Here is a 19,237-nt window from a genome sequence, read left to right on the forward strand (position 1 = left end):
TCTCCCTTGAACCCCCGCTTGCGCTCAGCGGGCGCGCGACAGGAAGCGGATCAGCTGCGCGCGCTGGGCCGGGTCGGAGATGGCCACGGCCATCCGCGTTCCCGGAACCATGCGCGAGGGCGCGGTGAGGAACCGGTCGAGGTTGGCCGGCGTCCACTTGATCCCCGACTTCTTCAGGGCGTCCGAATAATTGAACGCGGTCGAGCCGGCGGTGCGGCCCACCACGCCCGCCAAGTTCGGGCCGATGCCCGGGCGAGCGCCCTTGGCGGTCGAATGGCAGGCCTCGCAACGCTGGTGGAACACCTGGTCGACCACCGGGGCGGGCGGGGCGGCCAGGGCCGGGGCGGCGGACAGTGCGACGATCGCCGCGGCCAGCGCGCTCGAAACGATCTTGGAACCGGTTTTCATCCTAAACTCCGTCATCGATGGATTCGGTCAACGCGCTGGCCCCGCAAAGGGTGCCGCCTTGTCCGTTGACCGTCTGTTTGCCTTCATTTTCGCTCAAAATCGAGCAATATAGTTCTCGCACCACTCCTGCCGGCCCGAGCGGGCTTCGGGGGCGTGGTTGGACTGGATGGCCAGGTCCGCGATGTCGGCGAGCGAGGTTTCGGGCGCATGGATCTTGCGGCCCAGGTCCCCCTGCCAGCCGGCGTAACGTTCGGCGCGGAAAGCCTCGAGCCGGCCATCCTCGAGGATCGCGGCGGCGCGCAGCAGCGAGCGGGCGATCGTGTCGACCCCGCCGATGTGGCCATGGAACAGGTCCACCGCATCGACCGACTGGCGGCGCACCTTGGCATCGAAGTTGAAGCCGCCATTGCCGAGGCCGCCGGCGCGCAGCACCTCGATGAGGGCGAGGGTGGTCTCCTCGACCGAGTTGGGAAACTGGTCGGTGTCCCAGCCGTTCTGCGGATCGCCGCGGTTGGCGTCGATCGAACCGAGGATGCCCAGCGCGCGGGCCATGGCGATCTCGTGCTCGAAGGTGTGGCCCGAAAGGGTCGCGTGGTTGGCCTCGATGTTGACCTTGACCTCGTTCTCCAGCCCGAAGCGCTTGAGGAAGGCGTAGACCGTCTGGGTGTCGAAATCGTACTGGTGCTTGGTCGGCTCGTGCGGCTTCGGCTCGATCAGGATGGTCCCGGTGAAACCGATGCGGTGCTTGTGCTCGACCACCAGGTTGAGGAAGCGCCCGAAGTTCGCCTGCTCGATGCCGATCTCGGTGTTGAGGATCGTGTCGTAGCCTTCGCGGCCGCCCCACAGGACGTAGTTGGCGCCGCCGAGGCGGTGGGTCGCCTCAAGGCAGTCGCGCACCTGCATGGCCGCCCAGGCATAGACTTCCGGGTCCGGGTTGGTCGCGGCGCCGGCCATGTAGCGCGGGTGGCTGAACAGGTTGGCGGTGCCCCACAGCAGCTTGCGGCCGGTGCGGCCCTGAAGCTCCTCGAGATGATCGACCGCTTGCGCGAACGACGAGCGGAACGAGGCGACATCATCGGCATCGGCCATCACGTCGACATCGTGGAAGCAGTAGAACGGCAGGTCGAGCTTCTCGACGAAGGCCAGCGCCGCCTCGCGCTTGGCCCGGGCGCGGACCGCGTCGTTCGGCCCGTCATGCCAGGGGCGCGAGAAGGTGCCGGCGCCGAACACGTCGCTGCCCGGCCAGCAGAAGGTATGCCACATACACACGGCGAAGCGCAGGTGGTCCTCCATGCGCTTGCCCATGACCACCCGGTCCTTGTCATACCAGCGGTAGGCAAGGTCGTTGGCGGTTTCCGGGCCTTCGTAGCGGACGGTCTCGAAGGGCGCGAAATATTCGGCTGACATGGGAGTTCCTTCTAAAGGTCTTTGACCGCGCGGTAGGCCGCGCGAAAGGTTTCGAGCTTGGGCGCAAGACGCGCGGCCAGCGTGGGGTCGGGATCGATCGTGTCGAGCACCGCGGGCCTGGTGCAGGCGGCGGAGGCGGGTTCTCCGGTGACGGCCATCCGCGCGAGCTTGGCCGCGCCCAGGGCCGGGCCAACTTCACCGCCATCCAGATAGTGCAGTTGCACATCCAGCACGGCGGCAAGGATCGCCCCCCAATGGCGCGAACGAGAGCCGCCGCCGATGACCGCGAGCGTCTCGATTCCCGTGCCTGCCTGGCGCAGCGCGGCCAGGCCGTCGGCATGGGCAAAGGCCACCCCTTCAAGCACCGCGGCGGCCAGGCGCCCGGGATCGGTATCGTTGTCGAGCTTGAGGAAGGCGCCGCGCACCAGCGGATCGTTGTGCGGCGTACGCTCGCCGGAAAGGTAGGGCAGGAACAGCTCCGGCCCGGCCGCCGGCCCGGCCCGCTCGGCCGCGGCGAGGAAACCGGCAACGTCCGTGCCGGCCAGCCGCGCCCCCCAGTCAAGGCAGGAGGCGGCCGAAAGGTGCACGCTCATCTGGTGCCACATATCGGGCACGCAGTGGCAGAAGGCATGGACCGCGCGGTCCGGATTGGGCCGGAACTGCCCGGTCGCCACGAACACCACCCCCGATGTTCCGAGCGAAAGCAGGGCGTCGCCATCATGAACCATGCCCATGCCCACCGCGCCCGCGGCATTGTCGCCCGCTCCGCCGGCCACCGGAACCGGCGCCATGCCCCAGCGGGCCGCGATGTCGGCGCGCAGGGTGCCGGCAACGTCGCTGCCTTCGACCAGCCGCGGCATGGCGGTCCGGTCAAGATCGCAGGCCTCCAGCATGGCGTCCGACCAGTCGCGCGCGGCGCAATCGAGCCACAGCGTGCCAGCGGCGTCGGAAAGGTCGCTGGCCTTTTCGCCGGTCATCAGCAGGCGGACGTAGTCCTTGGGCAGCAGGACAGTCCTCACCTGCGCGAAGATATCCGGCTCGTGCTTGCGAACCCAGGCGAGCTTGGGCGCGGTAAACCCGGGCATCGCGATATTTCCGGTGATTGCCCGGCTGCGCGGTTCGCGCGCTTCAAGCTCAGCGCATTCGCGGAAGCTGCGCCCATCGTTCCACAGGATCGCGGGGCGCAAGGGGCGGTCTTGCGCGTCGAGCAGGGTCGCGCCGTGCATCTGGCCGGCCAGGCCCACGCCCATGACCTGCGCGCGCAGGTCGGCCGGCAAGGCCAGCACGGCGGCCTCGGTGGCCGCCCACCAGTCGGCCGGATCCTGCTCGGCCCACAGGGCCTGGCTGCGCGACACATCAAGCGGCGCGCTGGCCTGTGCGGCCAGTGCGCCGTCCGCTCCGACGAGCACGGCCTTGCACCCCGAGGTGCCAATATCGATGCCAAGAAACACGAAAATATCTCCCGGCCCGCAAGTTAGCGCTACCATCGTGATTCGCCAAGGGCTTGTGACCGGGCCTGTGCCCGGATATGCGCGGCCGATGACCGAAGTCCAATCCGGCACGCCGCGAAGGCGACGGGGAGAGCATCGCCCCACCGTCGCCGACGTGGCGCACAAGGCGGGCGTTTCCGCCATGACCGTGTCGCGCGTGGTCAATGGCGACACCCATGTCCGCGAAGCCACGCGCATCCGCGTACTCGCCGCGGTGGCCGAACTGGGCTACGTGCCCAACCAGGCGGCGCGCAGCCTGGCCGGGGGCAAGCAGTTCCGCATCGCCCTGCTGCACTCCAACCCCAGCGCCGCCTATCTCAGCGAATTCATGGTCGGCGCGCTGCGCGAGGCGAGCGCCAGCGGGGCGCAATTGCTGGTCGAACATTGCGCCGAAAATCCCGATCCGGCGGCCATCGCGGTGCAACTGGCCGATCACCGCATCGATGCCTGCCTCCTGCCGCCGCCGTTGTGCGACGATGCCCGCCTGATCGCGGCGATGCTGGAGCAGGGGATGCCGATTGCCCAGGTCGCCACCGGCCAGCCGCACCCGCAGGCCTCCTCGGTCGCCATCGACGACGAGGCTGCCGCCCATGCCATGACCGCGCGGCTGATCGCCAAGGGCCACCGCCGCATCGGCTTCATCTCCGGCAACCCGAACCAGACAGCCAGCGCGCTGCGCCGGGCCGGCTTCGCACGGGCCTTGGCCGAGGCGGGGATTGCCGCCGACCCCCGGCTCATCGCCAATGGTGACTTCACCTATCGCTCGGGCCTTGCCGCTGCGCGGAAACTGCTGGGCTGCAAGCCCCGTCCCACCGCGATCTTCGCCAGCAACGACGACATGGCCGCCGCCTCGGTGGCCGTCGCGCACCAGCAGGGGCTCGACGTCCCCCGCGACATCTCGATCTGCGGCTTCGACGATACCGCCATGGCCACCACGATCTGGCCGGAATTGACCACCATCCGCCAGCCGATCACGGAGATGGCGCGGATCGCGGTCAAGGCGCTGGTCAAGCGCAGCAAGCCTGGCGCGCCGGCCCCGCGGCCCATGCAATTGAAGTTCACTCTGGTGGGGCGCGAGTCCGACGGGGCGGTGCCGCCGAAGTGAGGGCGCCGGCACCGCCGTGTGCCCCGCCAAACGGTGGCCGTCGCCATCGGCCTGCCAGGCATATTGCGGATCACCGGCGCCCTGGCGCATCGGGCGCACTTCCCTCGGAAAATTAAATCGGGTATCGAAATAAATAATACAGGCAGGATTCGATCGCCATCGGCGCATTCCTGACCCCGGCGACGAGGAGTTCGATCATGAAATTCGCAGGCAAGTTCCGCAAGGCGCTCATTCTCGCCACCGCCCTGGTAGGCGTGCCTGCGTTGGCCCAGGAAACGCCCGTTGCGCCGGCCGGGCCGGCGCCGGGGGCGGCACCCGCGCTTGAGGATCAGTTCCGTGATCCGCCGTCGTCCGCGCGGCCGCGCGTGTGGTGGCACTGGATGAACGGCAACATCACCAAGGATGGCATCGCCCGCGACATGGACTGGATGCAGCGCGTCGGCATCGGCGGCCTCCAGAACTTTGACGTCAACCTGATGACCCCGCAGATCGTGAAGAACCGGCTGGTCTACATGACCCCGGAATGGAAGGACGCCTTCCGCTTCGCCGCGCAGGAGGCCGATCGGCGCGGGCTGGAGCTGACCATCGCCTCGTCGCCGGGCTGGTCGGAAACCGGTGGCCCCTGGGTCAAGCCCGAGGATGGCCTCAAGAAGCTGGTGTGGAGCGAAACCCTGATCGCCGGTGGCCGCAAGCTGTCGGTGAAGATCGCCGCGCCGTCTGGGCAGACCGGCCCGTTCCAGAACCTGGAGCCGGAAAAGGGCTTCGATGAATTCATCACGCCCAAGGGCGCGGCCCAGCGCCCGCAATTCTATCGCGATGTTGCCGTTCTGGCCGTGCCCGCCACGTCGCCTGCCGCCACGCCCCTGCCGGCCTACGTCACGTCGGATGGCAAGGCGCTCGATGGAACGCGGCTGGCCGATGGCGACCTGACCACCATGGCGAAGATCGCCCGGCCGGGCGAGGGCGCGCCCAGTTCCGTCCTGATGACCTTCGCCGCGCCCCGGCAGGTCCGCTCGTTCAAGCTGTTCGTCCCGGGCGGGCGCAGCATCCTCGGCCCGATCGCCGAGGCCAGGCTGGAAGTGCGCGAGGGCGATGCCTGGCGCACGCTTGCCGCCATGCCACTCGACGCGGTGCCGACCACCTTGGCCTTCGCGCCCACCACCGCGCGCGAATTCCGTGTCACCTTCACGCCGCCCAAGGCGGTGGTGAGCACCCTGTCCTCGCCCGCGCCGGGCCTCGCCTTCAACGTCATGGATATGGGCAAGGGCGCGGCGGCCACGCCGATGGCGCTGGCCGAACTGAGCCTGTCCAATGACGTCGCGGTCGATCGCAGCGAGGTGAAGGCCGGCTTCTCGACCGTGGCCGATTACTACGCGCTGACCGGCCCCGGCGATGGCGCGATCGGCGTGCCGGCCACCCGGGTGATCGATGTCACGCAATACCTGCGGCCCGATGGCACCCTGGCGTGGAACGCGCCGGGCGGCGCCTGGAAGATCATTCGCCTGGGCTATTCGCTGGTCGGCAAGACCAACCATCCCGCCCCGCCCGAGGCCACCGGGCTCGAGGTCGACAAGTTCGATGGCGAGGCGGTCCAGCGCTACATGGATCACTATATCGGGATGTACCGCGATGCCGCCGGCGCCGACATGGTGGGCGCGCACGGGGTCCGGGCGATCCTGACCGATTCGATCGAGATTGGCGCGGCCAACTGGACCCCGCGGCTGGTCGAGCAGTTCAAGCGCCTGCGCGGCTACGACCCGACCCCGTGGCTCCCCGTGCTGACCGGCACCCTGATCGGCAGCCGGGAGGACAGCGACCGCTTCCTGTTCGATTTCCGCCGGACCCTGTCCGACCTGATGGCCAGCGAGCACTATGGCACGCTGGCCCGGGTGGCCCATGCCAATGGCCTCAAGGTCTATGGCGAAGCGCTCGAGGACCATCGCCCGACCCACGGCGACGACATGACCATGCGGAGCCACACCGACGTGCCGATGGCGGCGATGTGGATGCATTCGCGCGAGGTCGGCCCGGTCCCCACCTATCTCGCCGATATCAAGGGCGCGGCCTCGGTCGCCCATATCTACGGCCAGAACCTTGTCGCCGCCGAATCGCTGACCGCCTCGCTCAATCCTTGGAACTATGCCCCCAAGGACCTGAAGCGGGTCATCGACCTGATGTTCGTGACCGGCGTCAACCGCCCGGTGATCCACACCTCGGTCCACGTGCCGGTCGAGGATCGCAAGCCCGGCCTGTCGCTGTTCATCTTCGGCCAGTATTTCAACCGCAACGATACCTGGGCGGAAATGGCCCGGCCCTGGGTCGATTACATCGCGCGCTCGAGCCTGCTCCTCCAGCAGGGCCGCAACGTGGCCGATGTCGGCTACTTCTACGGCGAGGAAGCCCCGCTGACCGGGCTCTATGGCGACAAGCCGGTGGCCGATGCCCCGGTCCGCCACGCCTATGACTTCGTGAACTTCGACGCCCTGGCCAACCACCTGTCCACCGATGGCGCCGATATCGTCGCCACCGGCGGCGCGCGCTACAAGGCGCTCTATCTCGGCGGTTCGTCCTACCGGATGTCGGTGGCCACGCTGCGCCGGCTGGCGCAGCTGGCGCAGGGCGGGGCGACGATCATCGGCAATCGCCCGCAATCGACCCCCACGGGCACGGATGCCGGCCCGGCCGAAACCGCCGAATGGGCCGATCTGGTCGGCAAGCTGTGGCCGACCGCCACTGGCGGGGCCGTGGGCAAGGGCCGGGTCATCGCCGGCACCGATGTCGAAACGGCGCTGAAGCAGATCGGCGTTGCCCCCGACTTCACCTTTACCGGAACCGGGGGCGATGTCTCGATCCCGTTCGTGCATCGCCGCAGCGGCGATGGCGATGCCTATTACCTCGTCAATCGCCAGGCCGCCCCGCAGGCGATCGAGGCGCGGTTCCGCGTTGATGGTCGCCAGCCCGAACTGTGGCGCCCGGAAACCGGCCAGGCCGAGCCGGTCAGCTACCGCATCGAAAACGGCGTCACCATCGTGCCCCTGGCGCTCCAGGCCGATGATGCGGTCTTCGTGGTGTTCCGCAAGCCGGCCACCGCGGCGCAGCAGGTCGTCGCGCCGCCGGTGCTCGACACCGCGGCCCGGCTGGACGGCGCCTGGACCGTGCGCTTCGAAAGCGGCCGCGGCGCGCCCGAACAGGCCAGCCTGGCCAGGCTGGCCCCGCTCAACGAGAATGCCGATCCCGGGATCAAGTACTTCTCGGGCACGGCCACCTATGCCACCACCTTCACCGTGCCGCGCGGGCGCGCCGGGCAGCCGCTGTGGCTGGATCTCGGCAATGTCGGGGATATCGCGCAGGTCCGGGTGAACGGCAAGGACGTCGGCTATGCCTGGCACGCACCGTGGCGCATCGCCCTTGGATCGGCGGTGCATCCGGGCCGCAACACGCTTGAGGTCAAGGTCGCCAACCTGTGGGTCAACCGCCTGATCGGCGATGCCCAGCCCGGCGCGAAGAAGACCACCTGGACCCCGCTGCCGACCTACAAGGCCGATGCCCCGCTCCGGCCCTCGGGCCTGCTCGGCCCGGTTACGCTCCTGCGCGAACGGCGCTAGGGCAGGGGCGCAGCCCCGCCGCGTTGCCCTGTATTCATCTGATTGCCTGTAAATCTGTCTCGAACTGCAAAGGAACTGAACGAATGAAGACCGCTACCATCGCCGCTCTCGCCATGATCGCCGGGCTGGCTCCCGCCTCGGCCGCGCTGGCCGTCGATGCCCCGGCGCCCGCCGCCGCCCCGGCGCCGGCCTATTCGACCGAGACCACCGACATCGGCACCCTGGTCGATACCCCGGCGACCAAGGCCGTGCTCGACAAGTATCTTCCCGGCTTCTCCACCAATCCCCAGATCGAAATGGCCCGGGCGATGACGCTCCGCCAGATCCAGGGCTTCGCGGCCGACATCCTGACCGACGATGCCCTCGGCAAGGTCGATCAGGACCTGGCCAAGATCGCCAAGGCCAACTGACCTTGCACACGGAGCGCCGCGAGGCGCTCCGTGTCGACCTGCGCGGGCAGGGCAGAACCATCTTGCCAGCCGCGCGTTCGCCTTTATGTCCCCGCCTGACAAGAGATGGGGATGGGGCAGATGGACGAATTCCGCGCAAGGCCGATCGGCCCTGCCAACCGGCGGTGCGCGCAATGAACGCGCCGGCTGAAGTGGCCAGCTTGAAACGGCGTCGGGGGCGCCCGCGCGATGCGGCGCTTGAGGCACGCCTGCTGACCAGTTGCCTGGAGGTTCTGGCCGAGGGTGGCTTTTCCGGGCTCACGGTCGAGCGGATCTGCGAACGGGCCGAGATCACCAAGAAGACTTTCTACCTGCGCTGGCCATCGGCGGTCGATGCGGCCTATGCGGCCTTCGGGCGGTACATTTCGGTCGTCGAGTTCACGGACACGGGCGATGCGGTCGCCGATGTCCTGCGCCTTGCCCGCCAGCTCATCGAATGGTTTCAGCAGCCCGTGATGGGCCAGTGCTATCGCTTCATCCTGGCCGAAACCCAGGTCCGCCCCGCATATGCCGCGCACCTCTTGGCCGATGTCACGCTGCGCCGCGATCGTGACCGCGCCGAACTTGCCGCGGCCATGAAGCGGCAGGGCCTGCCCGGGGCGGATCGCGCGGATCTCGTCCTCAATGCCGTCAACGGGGTGGCCTTCAATGCGAGCCTCGTTTGGGGGACCAGCGAGGCCGATCTGGACTATCTCGTCCGCGCCCTGATTCTCGGTGAACCGTTCGAACGGGCCAACGAAACGCTTGATTCGCGCGGCTGACGCGGGCACAAAGCAAGGGTCGCATTTTCGGGAGGGAATTTTTCCCCCGCCGCGATAGCGCTAACATTCTACCAGATTTTTGTGACAATTTGTCTACGGCACCGTTGACCTAAACGCGGGAAAATTTATAGAGCCGCGGAATCGGAAGGGCCTTATCATGGGGGAGTTTCAATGAATCGCTTCAAAATCAGTCTGTTTGCTGCCACCGCGCTCGCATCTGTCAGCGCCGGTTCCGCCAACGCGCAGGAAGCGCCCGCTCAGGGTGCCGCGGTTACCGATGAGATCATCGTTACCGCCCGCCGTTCGCAGGAATCGCTGCAGAACGTCCCGGTCAGCGTCTCGGTCATCTCGCGTGACACGGTCCTGAAGCTGGGCATCACCCGTTCGGAAGAAGTCGCCAAGCTGGCTCCCGGCCTGACGCTGACCCCGCCGAACACCGCCGGTTCCAACCAGGCGATCATCCTGCGCGGCGTGCGCTGGTCGCCGGCTTCCGGCGCCCCGGCCGTTCCGGTTTACCTGAACGAAGCCAGCTTCGGGCCGAACGTCGGCCTCTCCAGCCTGTTCGACATCGGCCAGATCGAAGTGCTGCGCGGTCCGCAGGGCACCTCGCGCGGTGCGCCGTCGATCTCGGGCGCCATCACCGTCTCGACCCGCCGTCCCAACCTGGGCGAATTCGGCGGCTACGTGCAGGGCGTTGCCGGCACTCACGATCACTATGGCGTCCAGGGTGCGGTCAACCTGCCCGTCGTCCGTGATGTCCTGGGCCTGCGTATTGCCGGCAACTACGACACCACGCGTGGCAACAACGTGTCGAGCGTGAACTCGACCGAAAAGCCCAAGATCGAGCAGAAGCAGATCCGCGTCTCGGCCCTGTTCACGCCGACCGACACGGTTGAAGTCTTCGCGATGTATCAGCACACCGCGACCCGGGGTGGCTTCTTCACCCAGGTTGCCGGTTCCGGCAGCCCGGGCGTTCCCGCCCTCGGCATCCGCGCTGGCTACAACGGCCCGGTCATCACTGCCCAGCAGCAGCTGGCCGTCGGTGAGCAGCGCAACGTGGTCAACTCCGACGATGACATCGTCACCGTCAATGCCAAGTGGGACGTGCTGGGTCATACCCTGTCCTACAACTACGGCGGTGAATGGGGCGTGGGCCGCGGCGTGGGCCGCGAGGATGTCGCGAACCAGATCCCCGGCTTCGATGGCGTGCCGACCAACAATGTTCCGCATGGTCGCAATGCCATTCACGAAATCCGCCTGTCGTCGCAGCGCGGCAGCCACCTGATCGACTATGACATTGGCTACTACAACTTCTTCGCCAATGCGCCGACCAGCCTGCTGCAGCACACCTACCTTTCCGGTGCCTTCGGCTTCACGCCGGGCTCGGTGACCTCGCCGCTGTCGCGCTATACCCTGCCGATCGGCCTGGGGGTCAGCATCCAGCGCAAGGAAGAATCGGCCTACGGCAGCGTGCAGCTGCACCTGCCCAGCGACATCGAGCTGACCGGTGGCATCCGTCACATCACCGATCATACCCCGCTCGCGCTGAACACCACGATCGGTGCCGGCTTCATCAACCTCGGCACCCCCGCGAGCATCGATCCGCGTTTGACCGGTTTCCCCTGTGCGTTCCTCGGCTTTGTCTCGCCGGCGCTGGCGGGTGTGGTCGACAGCCCGAGCTATGCGGGGACCTGCGACCTGCCGATCGCGGCTGGCACCATCAACGAGTCCTACGCCAACCGCCACACCGCCACGATCTGGAACGTGTCGGCGTCGAAGAAGTTCGGCGACGACATCCTGGCCTATGCAACGGTGGGCACGTCCTATCGCGGCGGTCTGCCGGCGGTCGCCAACACCGGCCTGCCGGTCGGATTGAGCAACCCGAACCCGGAGAAGGCCACCTCCTATGAAGTCGGTCTGAAGACCACGCTTGCGCCGGGCATCCGGTTCAACATCGCGGCCTACCAGATCAACTACAAGGGGCAGCTGACCACCTTCCAGGGGATCCAGTACTACAACACCACCAGCGGGCAGGTCAGCACCACCAACCTGGCGTTCTTCCGCAACGTCGATGCCCGCGTGCGCGGTGTCGAAGCGGAGCTGGGCCTGAAGCCGCTTGATGGCCTGAGCCTCAACGCCACGGCCAGCTACGCGAAGATCACCTCGCAGGGCGGTGTCATCCCGTGCAACGATAGCGTTGCCCGTCCGATCACGGCGGCCAACCCGATCAACACCTGCGCTTCGGCAAAGGGCCAGGACCTGACCCCGTCGCCCTACTTCCAGGCGAACCTGAACGGCAGCTATGATATGCCGATCAACGACCAGCTTTCGGGCTACGTCCGGTTCAACCTGAACTACCAGGGCAAGAGCAAGAACTTCGGCACCTCGACCCGTCCGACCAGCGCCTATGCGATCACCGATCTGTTCGCCGGCGTCACCGGCGGCGACGGGGCCTGGGAAGTGGGCGCCTTCGCGAAGAACATCTTCAATGTTCGCAAGGAGCTGACCCGCCTTCCGATCGACGCGATGTATGCGCCGTTCGGTGCCACGGGCTACGACCAGGTCAGCACGACCCTGCCGAGCGAAGTGGGTATCCAGCTGCGCTACGCCTTCGGTTCGCGCTGATTGGATTGAATTGGGTGCGGGCGTCGCTTATCGTGACGCCCGCACCATTTTTCCCCGCCGTCAGGCGGTGGAAACCGGGCGGGAGCCTCATCGGGTTCCCACTCGCACGACAAGACATTGACCGCGGGCTACGCGGCAGGATGCGTCTGAAAGACTGATTTGCGGATGGATTGACCGGCCGCGCCGTCGTCCGAAGCAGGAATCGCCGACATACACGCCGAGTTCAAGTGGCTCTGCCTAATTCACTGCACCGAAACAGTTGCCGTCCGCAGGGCGGGAAGCCGGAGCATCAGCCGATGACCAATTCCTTCATGATCGAACGCCGGGCGCTGATGCAGCGCATGATGGCCCTGGTGGGCGCGAGCGCTGTCGCCAGCATCGGGTCGCCATTGCTGGCGCGCAAGGGCGCGGCGGCGAAAACCTACCTCGACGCGCCGCACATGGCCACGCTGGCGGCCTTCGCCGAAACCGTGATCCCCAGGACCGACACCGCCGGCGCGATCGAGGCGGGCGTGCCCCAGGTCGTCGACGGGCTGCTGGCGAACTGGGCCTCGGGGCCGCGCCGGGTCGAACTGGCGCGCGCGCTGACCGAGATCGACGAGCTGTCGGCCAAGGCGCAGGGCAAGCCCTTCGCCGCGCTGGCGCCCGACGCGCGCCTCGCCCTGCTCAAGCCTCACGACAAGGCGGCGACCACGCCCCTGCCGCGGACCGGTCCAGTGGCAGCTGCGGACATGATGTCCGGCCCGAAGGTGGCCAATCCGGGATATGCCAAGCTCAAGGAGCTGGTCATCACGGCCTACTATTTCTCCGAAGCCGCGCTCACCCAGGAGCTGCCCTATGTGCACGCGCCGGGCAAATGGGTGCCGTCCGTGCCGGTTACGCCGCAAACCCGCCCCGATGGCGGCGTCAGCTACTGAATAGAAGGAACCGGCAATGTTTGACGCAATCGTGATCGGCTCGGGCATGAGCGGCGGCATGGCCGCCAAGGAACTGTGCGAACGTGGCCTGAAGACCCTGGTGATCGAGCGCGGTCGCAAGATCGAGCACGCGGGGCCGGAGTACACCGACTGGATGCGCCCCTGGGAAATGCCGAATGCCGGCATGGTCCCCGAAGAGGAAGCCGCCCGCGATTATGCGGTGCAGAGCACCTGCTACGCCTTCAACTCGACCAACAAGCAGTACTGGGTCAAGGATAGCGAACATCCCTATACCCAGGAACCGGGCAAGCCGTTCAGCTGGATCCGCGGCTATCACCTGGGCGGGCGCTCGATCATGTGGGGCCGGCAGTCCTATCGCCTCAGCGAGATGGACTTTGCCGCCAATGCCAAGGACGGGCACGGCTCCGACTGGCCGATCCGCTATGCCGACCTCGCGCCGTGGTATGACCACGTCGAGAAGTTCATCGGGGTTGCCGGAACGCGCGAAGGGCTGGAGCAACTGCCCGACGGCGAATTCCTGCCGCCCTTCGCGATGACCGATCTGGAAAGCGCCTTCAAGGAGAAGGTCGAGGCGAAGTTCCCGGGCCGCAAGGTCATCCCGGGGCGCACCGCCAACCTGTCCGTGGCCCAGCCGCAGCACGAGGAACTGGGGCGCAACAGCTGCCAGAACCGCTCCTACTGCGATCGCGGCTGCTCCTATGGCGCCTATCATTCCAGCCTGTCCTCGTCGCTGCCGGCGGCCGAGCGGACCGGCAACCTGACCATCGTCACCGATGCCATCGTCGATTCCATCGTCCATGATCCCAAGACCGGGCGGGTGACCGGGGTGCGGGTGATCGATGCCCACACCAAGGCGCGCACGACCTACGAAGCCAAGGTCATCTTCAGCTGCGCCTCCACGATCGGAACCTCGCAGATCCTGCTCAATTCCGCCTCGGAGGCCTTCCCCACCGGGCTGGCCAACCGTTCGGACATGGTCGGGCGCAACCTGATGGATCACCTCTATGCGCTGTCGGTCTTCGGCATCTTCCCGCAGGGGCCGAACACCTATTACCACGGTCGGCGTCCGGTCGGCATCTACATCCCGCGTTTCCGCAACGTGGGCGAGCCGGGCGAATTCCTGCGCGGCTATGGCTACCAGGGGATGTCGTTCCGCATGAGCGGGCGCAACGCCACGATGATGGCGCCCAGCATCGGTGCCCCGCTCAAGGAAACCGCCCACAAGCTGGGGCCGTGGGTCATGTATATCTCCGGGTTCGGCGAGATGCTGCCCAATCCGGAAAACCGCGTGACCCTGAGCGCGACCGAGCGCGACCAGTGGGGCATTCCCATTGTCCACGTGAACTGCGCGCTGGGCGAAAACGAGCACAAGATGGCCAAGCAGGTCATCGCCGATGGCCGGGCGATGATCGAGGCCGCCGGCGGCTTCGTCGCCTCGACCACCGAGACCCCGGGCGTGCCGGGGCTGGGCATCCACGAAATGGGCACCGCGCGCATGGGCACCGATCCGAAGACCTCGGTGCTCAACAAGTACAACCAGGCCCACGACATTCCCAACCTGTTCATCACCGATGGCTCGGCCATGGCGTCGAGCGGGTGCCAGAACCCGTCGCTGACCTACATGGCGCTCAGTGCGCGCGCCGCGCACCATGCGGCCGAATTCCTGAAGGAGGGCGTGCTGTGAAGCGGATCGGAACCCTGTTCGCGGCCGCCATGGCCGCCTGCCTCGGGATCGCCCAGCCGGCCACGGCCCGGGCGGTGACCGACTGTCCGCTGCGCGATGCGCCGTTCTCGGTCGATTCCCCGATCATCGACATCCTGCTCAGCCCGCAGGCCAAGGCGGTGCTCGATCGGGCCACCAACTCCCGCTTCTCGAAGTTCCCGCCGGGCTTCATGGGCACCACGCCGCCGACCTTCGCTGCGATCCTGAATCTGCGCGTCGGCGCCGGTTTTTCGGGCCTGAAGGATGACAAGCTCAAGGCGATCGATGCGGAACTGCGCGCGGTCCCGGTCACGGCGGCCGATCGCATCGCCCGTTGCGCTCGTTACGACAATGATACGCCGAAGTTCCAGTTGCCCGCCGGCAAGCCGCACGTCCTGGTGTTCGAGAAGATCAACGGCTTCAAGGACACCCCCTCGGTCGACGCCGGCCATGCCGCGCTCGAGGCCATGGCCGTCCGCAAGGGCTGGGCGCTGGTCTTCACCGACAAGGGCGGCGCCTTCAACGCGCGGACCCTGGGCCAGTTCAACGCCGTGATCTGGAACAACGTCAGCGGCGATGCCCTGACGCTTTCGCAGCGGCGCGCCTTCCAGCGCTGGATGGAACAGGGCGGCGGGTTCGTTGGCATTCACGGTTCGGCAGGCGATCCCGCCTGGTTCTGGGACTGGTATGCCGATACCCTGCTCGGCGCCCGGTTCATCGGCCACCCGATGAACCCGCAGTTCCAGGATGCGCGGGTCGTGGTGGAAACGACCGATCCGAAATTCGCCGCCGCCCCGCGCGAGTGGGTGATGTCCGACGAATGGTATTCGTTCCGCAAGAGCGCGCGCCTCAATGGCGCCACCGTGATCGCCCGGCTCGACGAATCGACCTACAAGCCGGACGGCATGATGGGCCAGAACCTGCGGATGGGCGACGATCATCCGATCGCCTGGATGCGTTGCGTGGGCAAGGGCCGGGTGTTCTACTCGGCCATCGGCCACCGTCCCGAAACCTATACCAACGCCAACAACCTGGCCCTGCTCGAAGGTGGCATCACCGCCGTGATGGACAAGTCCGGGCGCTGCCCCGCCCATTGATCCGCATGGCCGGTTGATCCGCATGGACGGCGGGGAATGGCCTTCCGGCCAACCCGCTGCCAACAAAGAACCTGCGCCTCTGGACCTTCCCGGTCCGGAGGCGTCGGCGCATCGGGGCCAGGGACAATCGTCCTCTCCGGCAGTCCGCCATGGGAAAGATCGCTTGCGGGCTTGTCAGATGCGGACCGAGTGCGGAAGAAGCATTGGCCAGATCACGGAGCGCTGGTTCATCTGCATCGGTCGGGACAGGGCATGATCAGCATCAAGGCATTGCGGGCGCTGCTGGCGATCTCCGAAGAGCGCTCGCTCACCGGCGCGGCCCGGCGGATGAACGTCAGCCAGCCGTGGATTTCCGAGCAGCTGCGCCAGATCGAGCAAGCGCTGGGCGTGGCCCTGGTGGTGCGGGGGCGGGGGCGGTTCGTGCGACTCACCCCGGCCGGCGAGGCGGCGGTCGCGGCGGGGCGCGGCGCGGTCGAGGCGTTCGATCAGGCCCAGGACCGCCTGTTCGAACTGGGCCAGGCCTTCCGCAACCGGCTGACAGTGGGCGCGGAGCCGATCACGCTTGATTTCACCAACTGGAACGCGCTGATCGTGGAGTTCATGCGCCTGCATCCCGGGGTCGACCTGGTGATCGAAAACGCCTCGCCGACCGACCTCGTCGCCGGCCTGCTCGATGGCCGGTTCGACATGATCCTCTCGCTGCTGCCGTGCCCGGCGCCGGGGATCGATATCCTGCCGCTCTATGGCCATGCGATGAAACTGTTCGTTCCGGTGGAGCGGTCGGGTCTTGGCGGGATCGAGGGCGATGTCGTGCCCGGCGATCCGGTGGTGACCCTGCCCGAACGCTACCAGCCCGCTTTCATGGCCGAGGTGGCGCACCTTGCCGAAGCGGCGGGCCTTCCGCTCGAACGCTGCTCGCAGGCCAATTTCGAGGCCTTGCTGCGGAGCGCGCTGTTCTTCGAGAAGGCCGCGCTGATGCCCGACCTGTCCGATTGCTTCCCCAGCTACCGTGATCAGGTCACCGTCCTGCCGGTCCCCGGTGCGCTGCCGATGCTCGCCCGGTGGGGTCTGATGCGCCGGCGCGGTGATGCCAGCCATCCCGGTGCCGACCTGTGGGCGCTGGCCGCCGCCGACCTCGGCCAGCGCGAGGCCGCCCCGGCGGCATAAACATATAAGCTCCGCCTATATCTTTCCTCGCCATTCCTATTTTACCGGGCGAAGCCGGACCGGTTACACTCCTGGCCAAGCCGGCAATCCGGCACCATGATCCGCCCATGCCCCGGCCCCGGCGGACCGCAGGAGAGACACCATGAGCCATGCCGCGGACCTGATCGCCGACAGCCTCGTTGCGCCTATCAACTTCGCCTCGCCCCGGATGCGCGAGGTCGAGACTTTCGTCGTCAGCAACTTCGAACCGGAAAAGACCACCCTCGTCGTGGAAGAGCAGGCGGTTCCGATCCGCGATGCCCGCCTGCTCGCGCCCGCCGCCAGCTACCAGCGCGAAGGCTTCGAACTGCACCATGTGCCGGTCGAGAATCCCCGGTGGACCGACGATGCCTGGATCCAGTCCAGCTACCTGCCGGTCCTGCGTGATCTGGCGCTCAGGATCACCGGTGGGGCCGAGGCGGTCACCTTCCCGGGATCTTGGGTGATCCGCGATACCGCCGGCAATGGCGCGGCCCCGGCGGCAGCCTTCGCCCACATGGACCGCGAGCGCGAAAGCTGCCGCGAGATCATCCGCAACAATGTCGATGAAGCGATCCGCACCCGCTACCCGCGCTTCGAGATGATCAATTTCTGGCGCGCGCTGTCGCCGCCGCCCCACGATGTCCCCCTGGCGATCTGCGACCAGCGGACCATCGCCCCGGGCGACTGGCTGGTGGGCGAAACCCGCGAGCCGAATATGCGCTTCCAGGTCAAGCACATGGCGGCGGTCTACAACCCGGACAACCGCTGGTACTACTATTCCAGCCTCTCGCCCGATGAACTGATCGCCTTCAAGAACCACGACGACGATCCCGCGCGCCTGCCCGGCTGCCTGCACGGCGCCTTCCGCGATCCCACGGTTCACGGCGGCGTGCCCCGGGTGAGCCTGGAAACCCGGTTCTACGTCTTTCACGAGAGCTGAGGTCCAGGAGCCGGCCGGGGCCGGTCTGGCTCAGCCGGTCGGCGTCATCCGGCCGGCCTGGTCGCTTTCGCCCAGCGCCAGCTCGGCGTTTTCCTCCAGCGTCGGCGGGACGTGGGCCGGCGTTCCGCGCCAGTTGCCCGCCAGGTAGAGCGCCGAGGATACCAGCAGGGTGAAGGCCGATCCCACCGGCATGGAGAACCACAGCGCGTCGGCCCCGAACCCGGGATAGCCCAGCCAGTAGACGATCAGCCGCACCGGGAACATGGCGATGGCGATCACCAGCAGCGGCGCGATCACCACGCCATTGGCCCGCATCACCCCGAACAGCACCGTGGGAATGCCGAAGATCAGGAAGGTGGCGCTGGCGATCAGCTGGATGTGCCGGGCGATCTCGACCGCCGGGCTGTGGGCGCCCAGGAACAATTGCAGCACCGGCCGGTCGAAGGCCAGGATCAGCACCAGCACCGCCCCGGTGATCGCCAGGTGGAAGGCGATGCCGTGGCGGGCGATCGCGTTGACCCGGTCCCAGCGCCCGGCGCCCACGTTCTGCGAGGCCATGCCGCTGACCGCCGCGGCAATCGCCATGGCCGGCATCTGCATATAGGTCCACACCTGCTGGACCGCGGCATAGGCGGCGGCGGTCAGCATCCCCTCGCGGTTGACGAAGCCCATGAACACCAGCCCCGCGCCCGAGACGACGATCATCTGCAGGCCCATCGGCAAGCCCTTGGAAACCAGCCCCCAGGCATCGCGCCGGCCCGGCACCAGCCAGCGCAGTTCGCGGCCACGCAGGCGCAGCGGCAGGTCGCGGCGATAGATCCAGGCCAGGAGAGCGATGGACGAGCCATAGTTGGCGATGGCCGTGGCCACCCCCGATCCGGCGATCCCCAGCCGGGGCGCCGGGCCAAGCCCGAGAATGAACACCGGGTTGAGCCCGGCATCGAGAACCACCGCCAGGCCGATGAACCACAGCGGCGTCAGCGAATCCCCGCTGCCGCGCAGGCCCATCGTCATCATGATGAACAGCACGATCCCCGGCATCGAGAGGAACACCACCCGCAGGTAGATCAGCGCCTCGGCATAATAGGAGGGGGGCGTGGCCAGCAGCCGCAGCATCTGCGGCGCGCAGAGCCAGCCAAGTGCCATCACCAGCAGCGAGAGGCCGAGGTTGAAGCCCAGCGCCGAGCCGAAGGCCTGACGCGCGGCGGGCAGGTCGCGCCGGCCGATGGCCTGACCGACGAGGACCATGGCGGCGATGCCGAAACCGAACACCGCCGACATCATCAGGAACATGATGACATTGCCGTTGGCCGTGGCCGCCAGGGCGGATTCCCCCAGGAACCGGCCCACCCAGATCGAATTGATCGATCCGTTCAGCGATTGCAGCACATTGGAAAACAGGGTGGGGATCGCGAAGGTGATGAGGGTCCGTCCGATCGGACCCTCGGTCAGGTTCCTGGCATGGCCCGCGGCGGCGCGGTCTGGCTTGGGCATTCGCGGGTGTTCCTGTCTTCCTGCTCTG

General features: G+C 67.3%; 14 protein-coding genes. 10 read left to right on the plus strand and 4 right to left on the minus strand.

Annotation, left to right across the window (positions count from 1 at the left end; all coding sequences use genetic code 11):
• Positions 1-24 precede the first annotated feature (24 nt).
• The 3 genes from ACFOD9_RS07570 to xylB form a co-directional block, all read right to left on the minus strand.
• Positions 25-408: a c-type cytochrome gene (locus tag ACFOD9_RS07570; protein WP_379509476.1), complete on the minus strand. Its 384-nt coding sequence runs from the start codon at positions 406-408 to the stop codon at positions 25-27.
• Between the two features lie 93 nt (positions 409-501).
• Positions 502-1,815: a xylose isomerase gene (xylA, locus tag ACFOD9_RS07575; protein ID WP_379509477.1), complete on the minus strand. Its 1,314-nt coding sequence runs from the start codon at positions 1,813-1,815 to the stop codon at positions 502-504.
• Between the two features lie 11 nt (positions 1,816-1,826).
• A complete protein-coding gene (gene xylB, locus ACFOD9_RS07580; RefSeq protein WP_379509478.1) occupies positions 1,827-3,266 on the minus strand; it encodes a xylulokinase in 1,440 nt (479 codons plus the stop codon).
• 88 nt (positions 3,267-3,354) lie between these two features.
• Here xylB and ACFOD9_RS07585 point away from each other — a divergent pair, with 88 nt between their 5' ends.
• The 10 genes from ACFOD9_RS07585 (at position 3,355) to ACFOD9_RS07630 (ending at position 17,715) form a co-directional block, all read left to right on the plus strand.
• Complete coding sequence (locus tag ACFOD9_RS07585; RefSeq protein ID WP_379509479.1) at positions 3,355-4,410, plus strand: LacI family DNA-binding transcriptional regulator; 1,056 nt, start codon at positions 3,355-3,357, stop codon at positions 4,408-4,410.
• A gap of 197 nt (positions 4,411-4,607) precedes the next feature.
• On the plus strand, positions 4,608-8,015 hold the full coding sequence (locus ACFOD9_RS07590; RefSeq protein WP_379509480.1) for a glycosyl hydrolase: 3,408 nt from the start codon (positions 4,608-4,610) through the stop codon (positions 8,013-8,015).
• Between the two features lie 83 nt (positions 8,016-8,098).
• Complete coding sequence (locus ACFOD9_RS07595) at positions 8,099-8,425, plus strand: hypothetical protein (protein WP_379509481.1); 327 nt, start codon at positions 8,099-8,101, stop codon at positions 8,423-8,425.
• Positions 8,426-8,598: 173 nt separating this feature from the next.
• Positions 8,599-9,225, plus strand: a complete 627-nt coding sequence (locus ACFOD9_RS07600; protein WP_379509482.1) for a TetR/AcrR family transcriptional regulator — start codon at positions 8,599-8,601, stop codon at positions 9,223-9,225.
• 171 nt (positions 9,226-9,396) lie between these two features.
• Positions 9,397-11,850: a TonB-dependent receptor gene (locus ACFOD9_RS07605; RefSeq protein WP_379509483.1), complete on the plus strand. Its 2,454-nt coding sequence runs from the start codon at positions 9,397-9,399 to the stop codon at positions 11,848-11,850.
• A gap of 296 nt (positions 11,851-12,146) precedes the next feature.
• Positions 12,147-12,767: a gluconate 2-dehydrogenase subunit 3 family protein gene (locus ACFOD9_RS07610; RefSeq protein ID WP_379509484.1), complete on the plus strand. Its 621-nt coding sequence runs from the start codon at positions 12,147-12,149 to the stop codon at positions 12,765-12,767.
• Between the two features lie 16 nt (positions 12,768-12,783).
• Positions 12,784-14,472 (plus strand): GMC family oxidoreductase, encoded by a 1,689-nt coding sequence (locus tag ACFOD9_RS07615; protein WP_379509485.1) that lies wholly within the window; start codon positions 12,784-12,786, stop codon positions 14,470-14,472.
• Positions 14,469-15,587 carry a ThuA domain-containing protein gene (locus tag ACFOD9_RS07620; RefSeq protein ID WP_379509486.1) on the plus strand — a complete coding sequence of 373 codons (1,119 nt, stop codon included), beginning with the start codon at positions 14,469-14,471 and terminating at the stop codon, positions 15,585-15,587. The genes ACFOD9_RS07615 and ACFOD9_RS07620 overlap by 4 nt, the downstream gene beginning before the upstream one ends.
• A 252-nt stretch (positions 15,588-15,839) precedes the next feature.
• A complete protein-coding gene (locus ACFOD9_RS07625) occupies positions 15,840-16,754 on the plus strand; it encodes a LysR family transcriptional regulator (RefSeq protein WP_379509487.1) in 915 nt (304 codons plus the stop codon).
• Positions 16,755-16,896: 142 nt separating this feature from the next.
• The gene (locus ACFOD9_RS07630; protein WP_379509488.1) at positions 16,897-17,715 is read left to right on the plus strand and encodes a CmcJ/NvfI family oxidoreductase; all 819 of its coding nucleotides are present in this window, start codon (positions 16,897-16,899) and stop codon (positions 17,713-17,715) included.
• A gap of 30 nt (positions 17,716-17,745) precedes the next feature.
• Here the strand turns inward: ACFOD9_RS07630 and ACFOD9_RS07635 are convergent, their stop codons facing one another.
• Positions 17,746-19,209: an MATE family efflux transporter gene (locus tag ACFOD9_RS07635; protein ID WP_379509489.1), complete on the minus strand. Its 1,464-nt coding sequence runs from the start codon at positions 19,207-19,209 to the stop codon at positions 17,746-17,748.
• Positions 19,210-19,237 lie beyond the last annotated feature (28 nt).

Source organism: Novosphingobium bradum, from assembly GCF_042646485.1.
Lineage (GTDB): Bacteria > Pseudomonadota > Alphaproteobacteria > Sphingomonadales > Sphingomonadaceae > Novosphingobium > Novosphingobium bradum.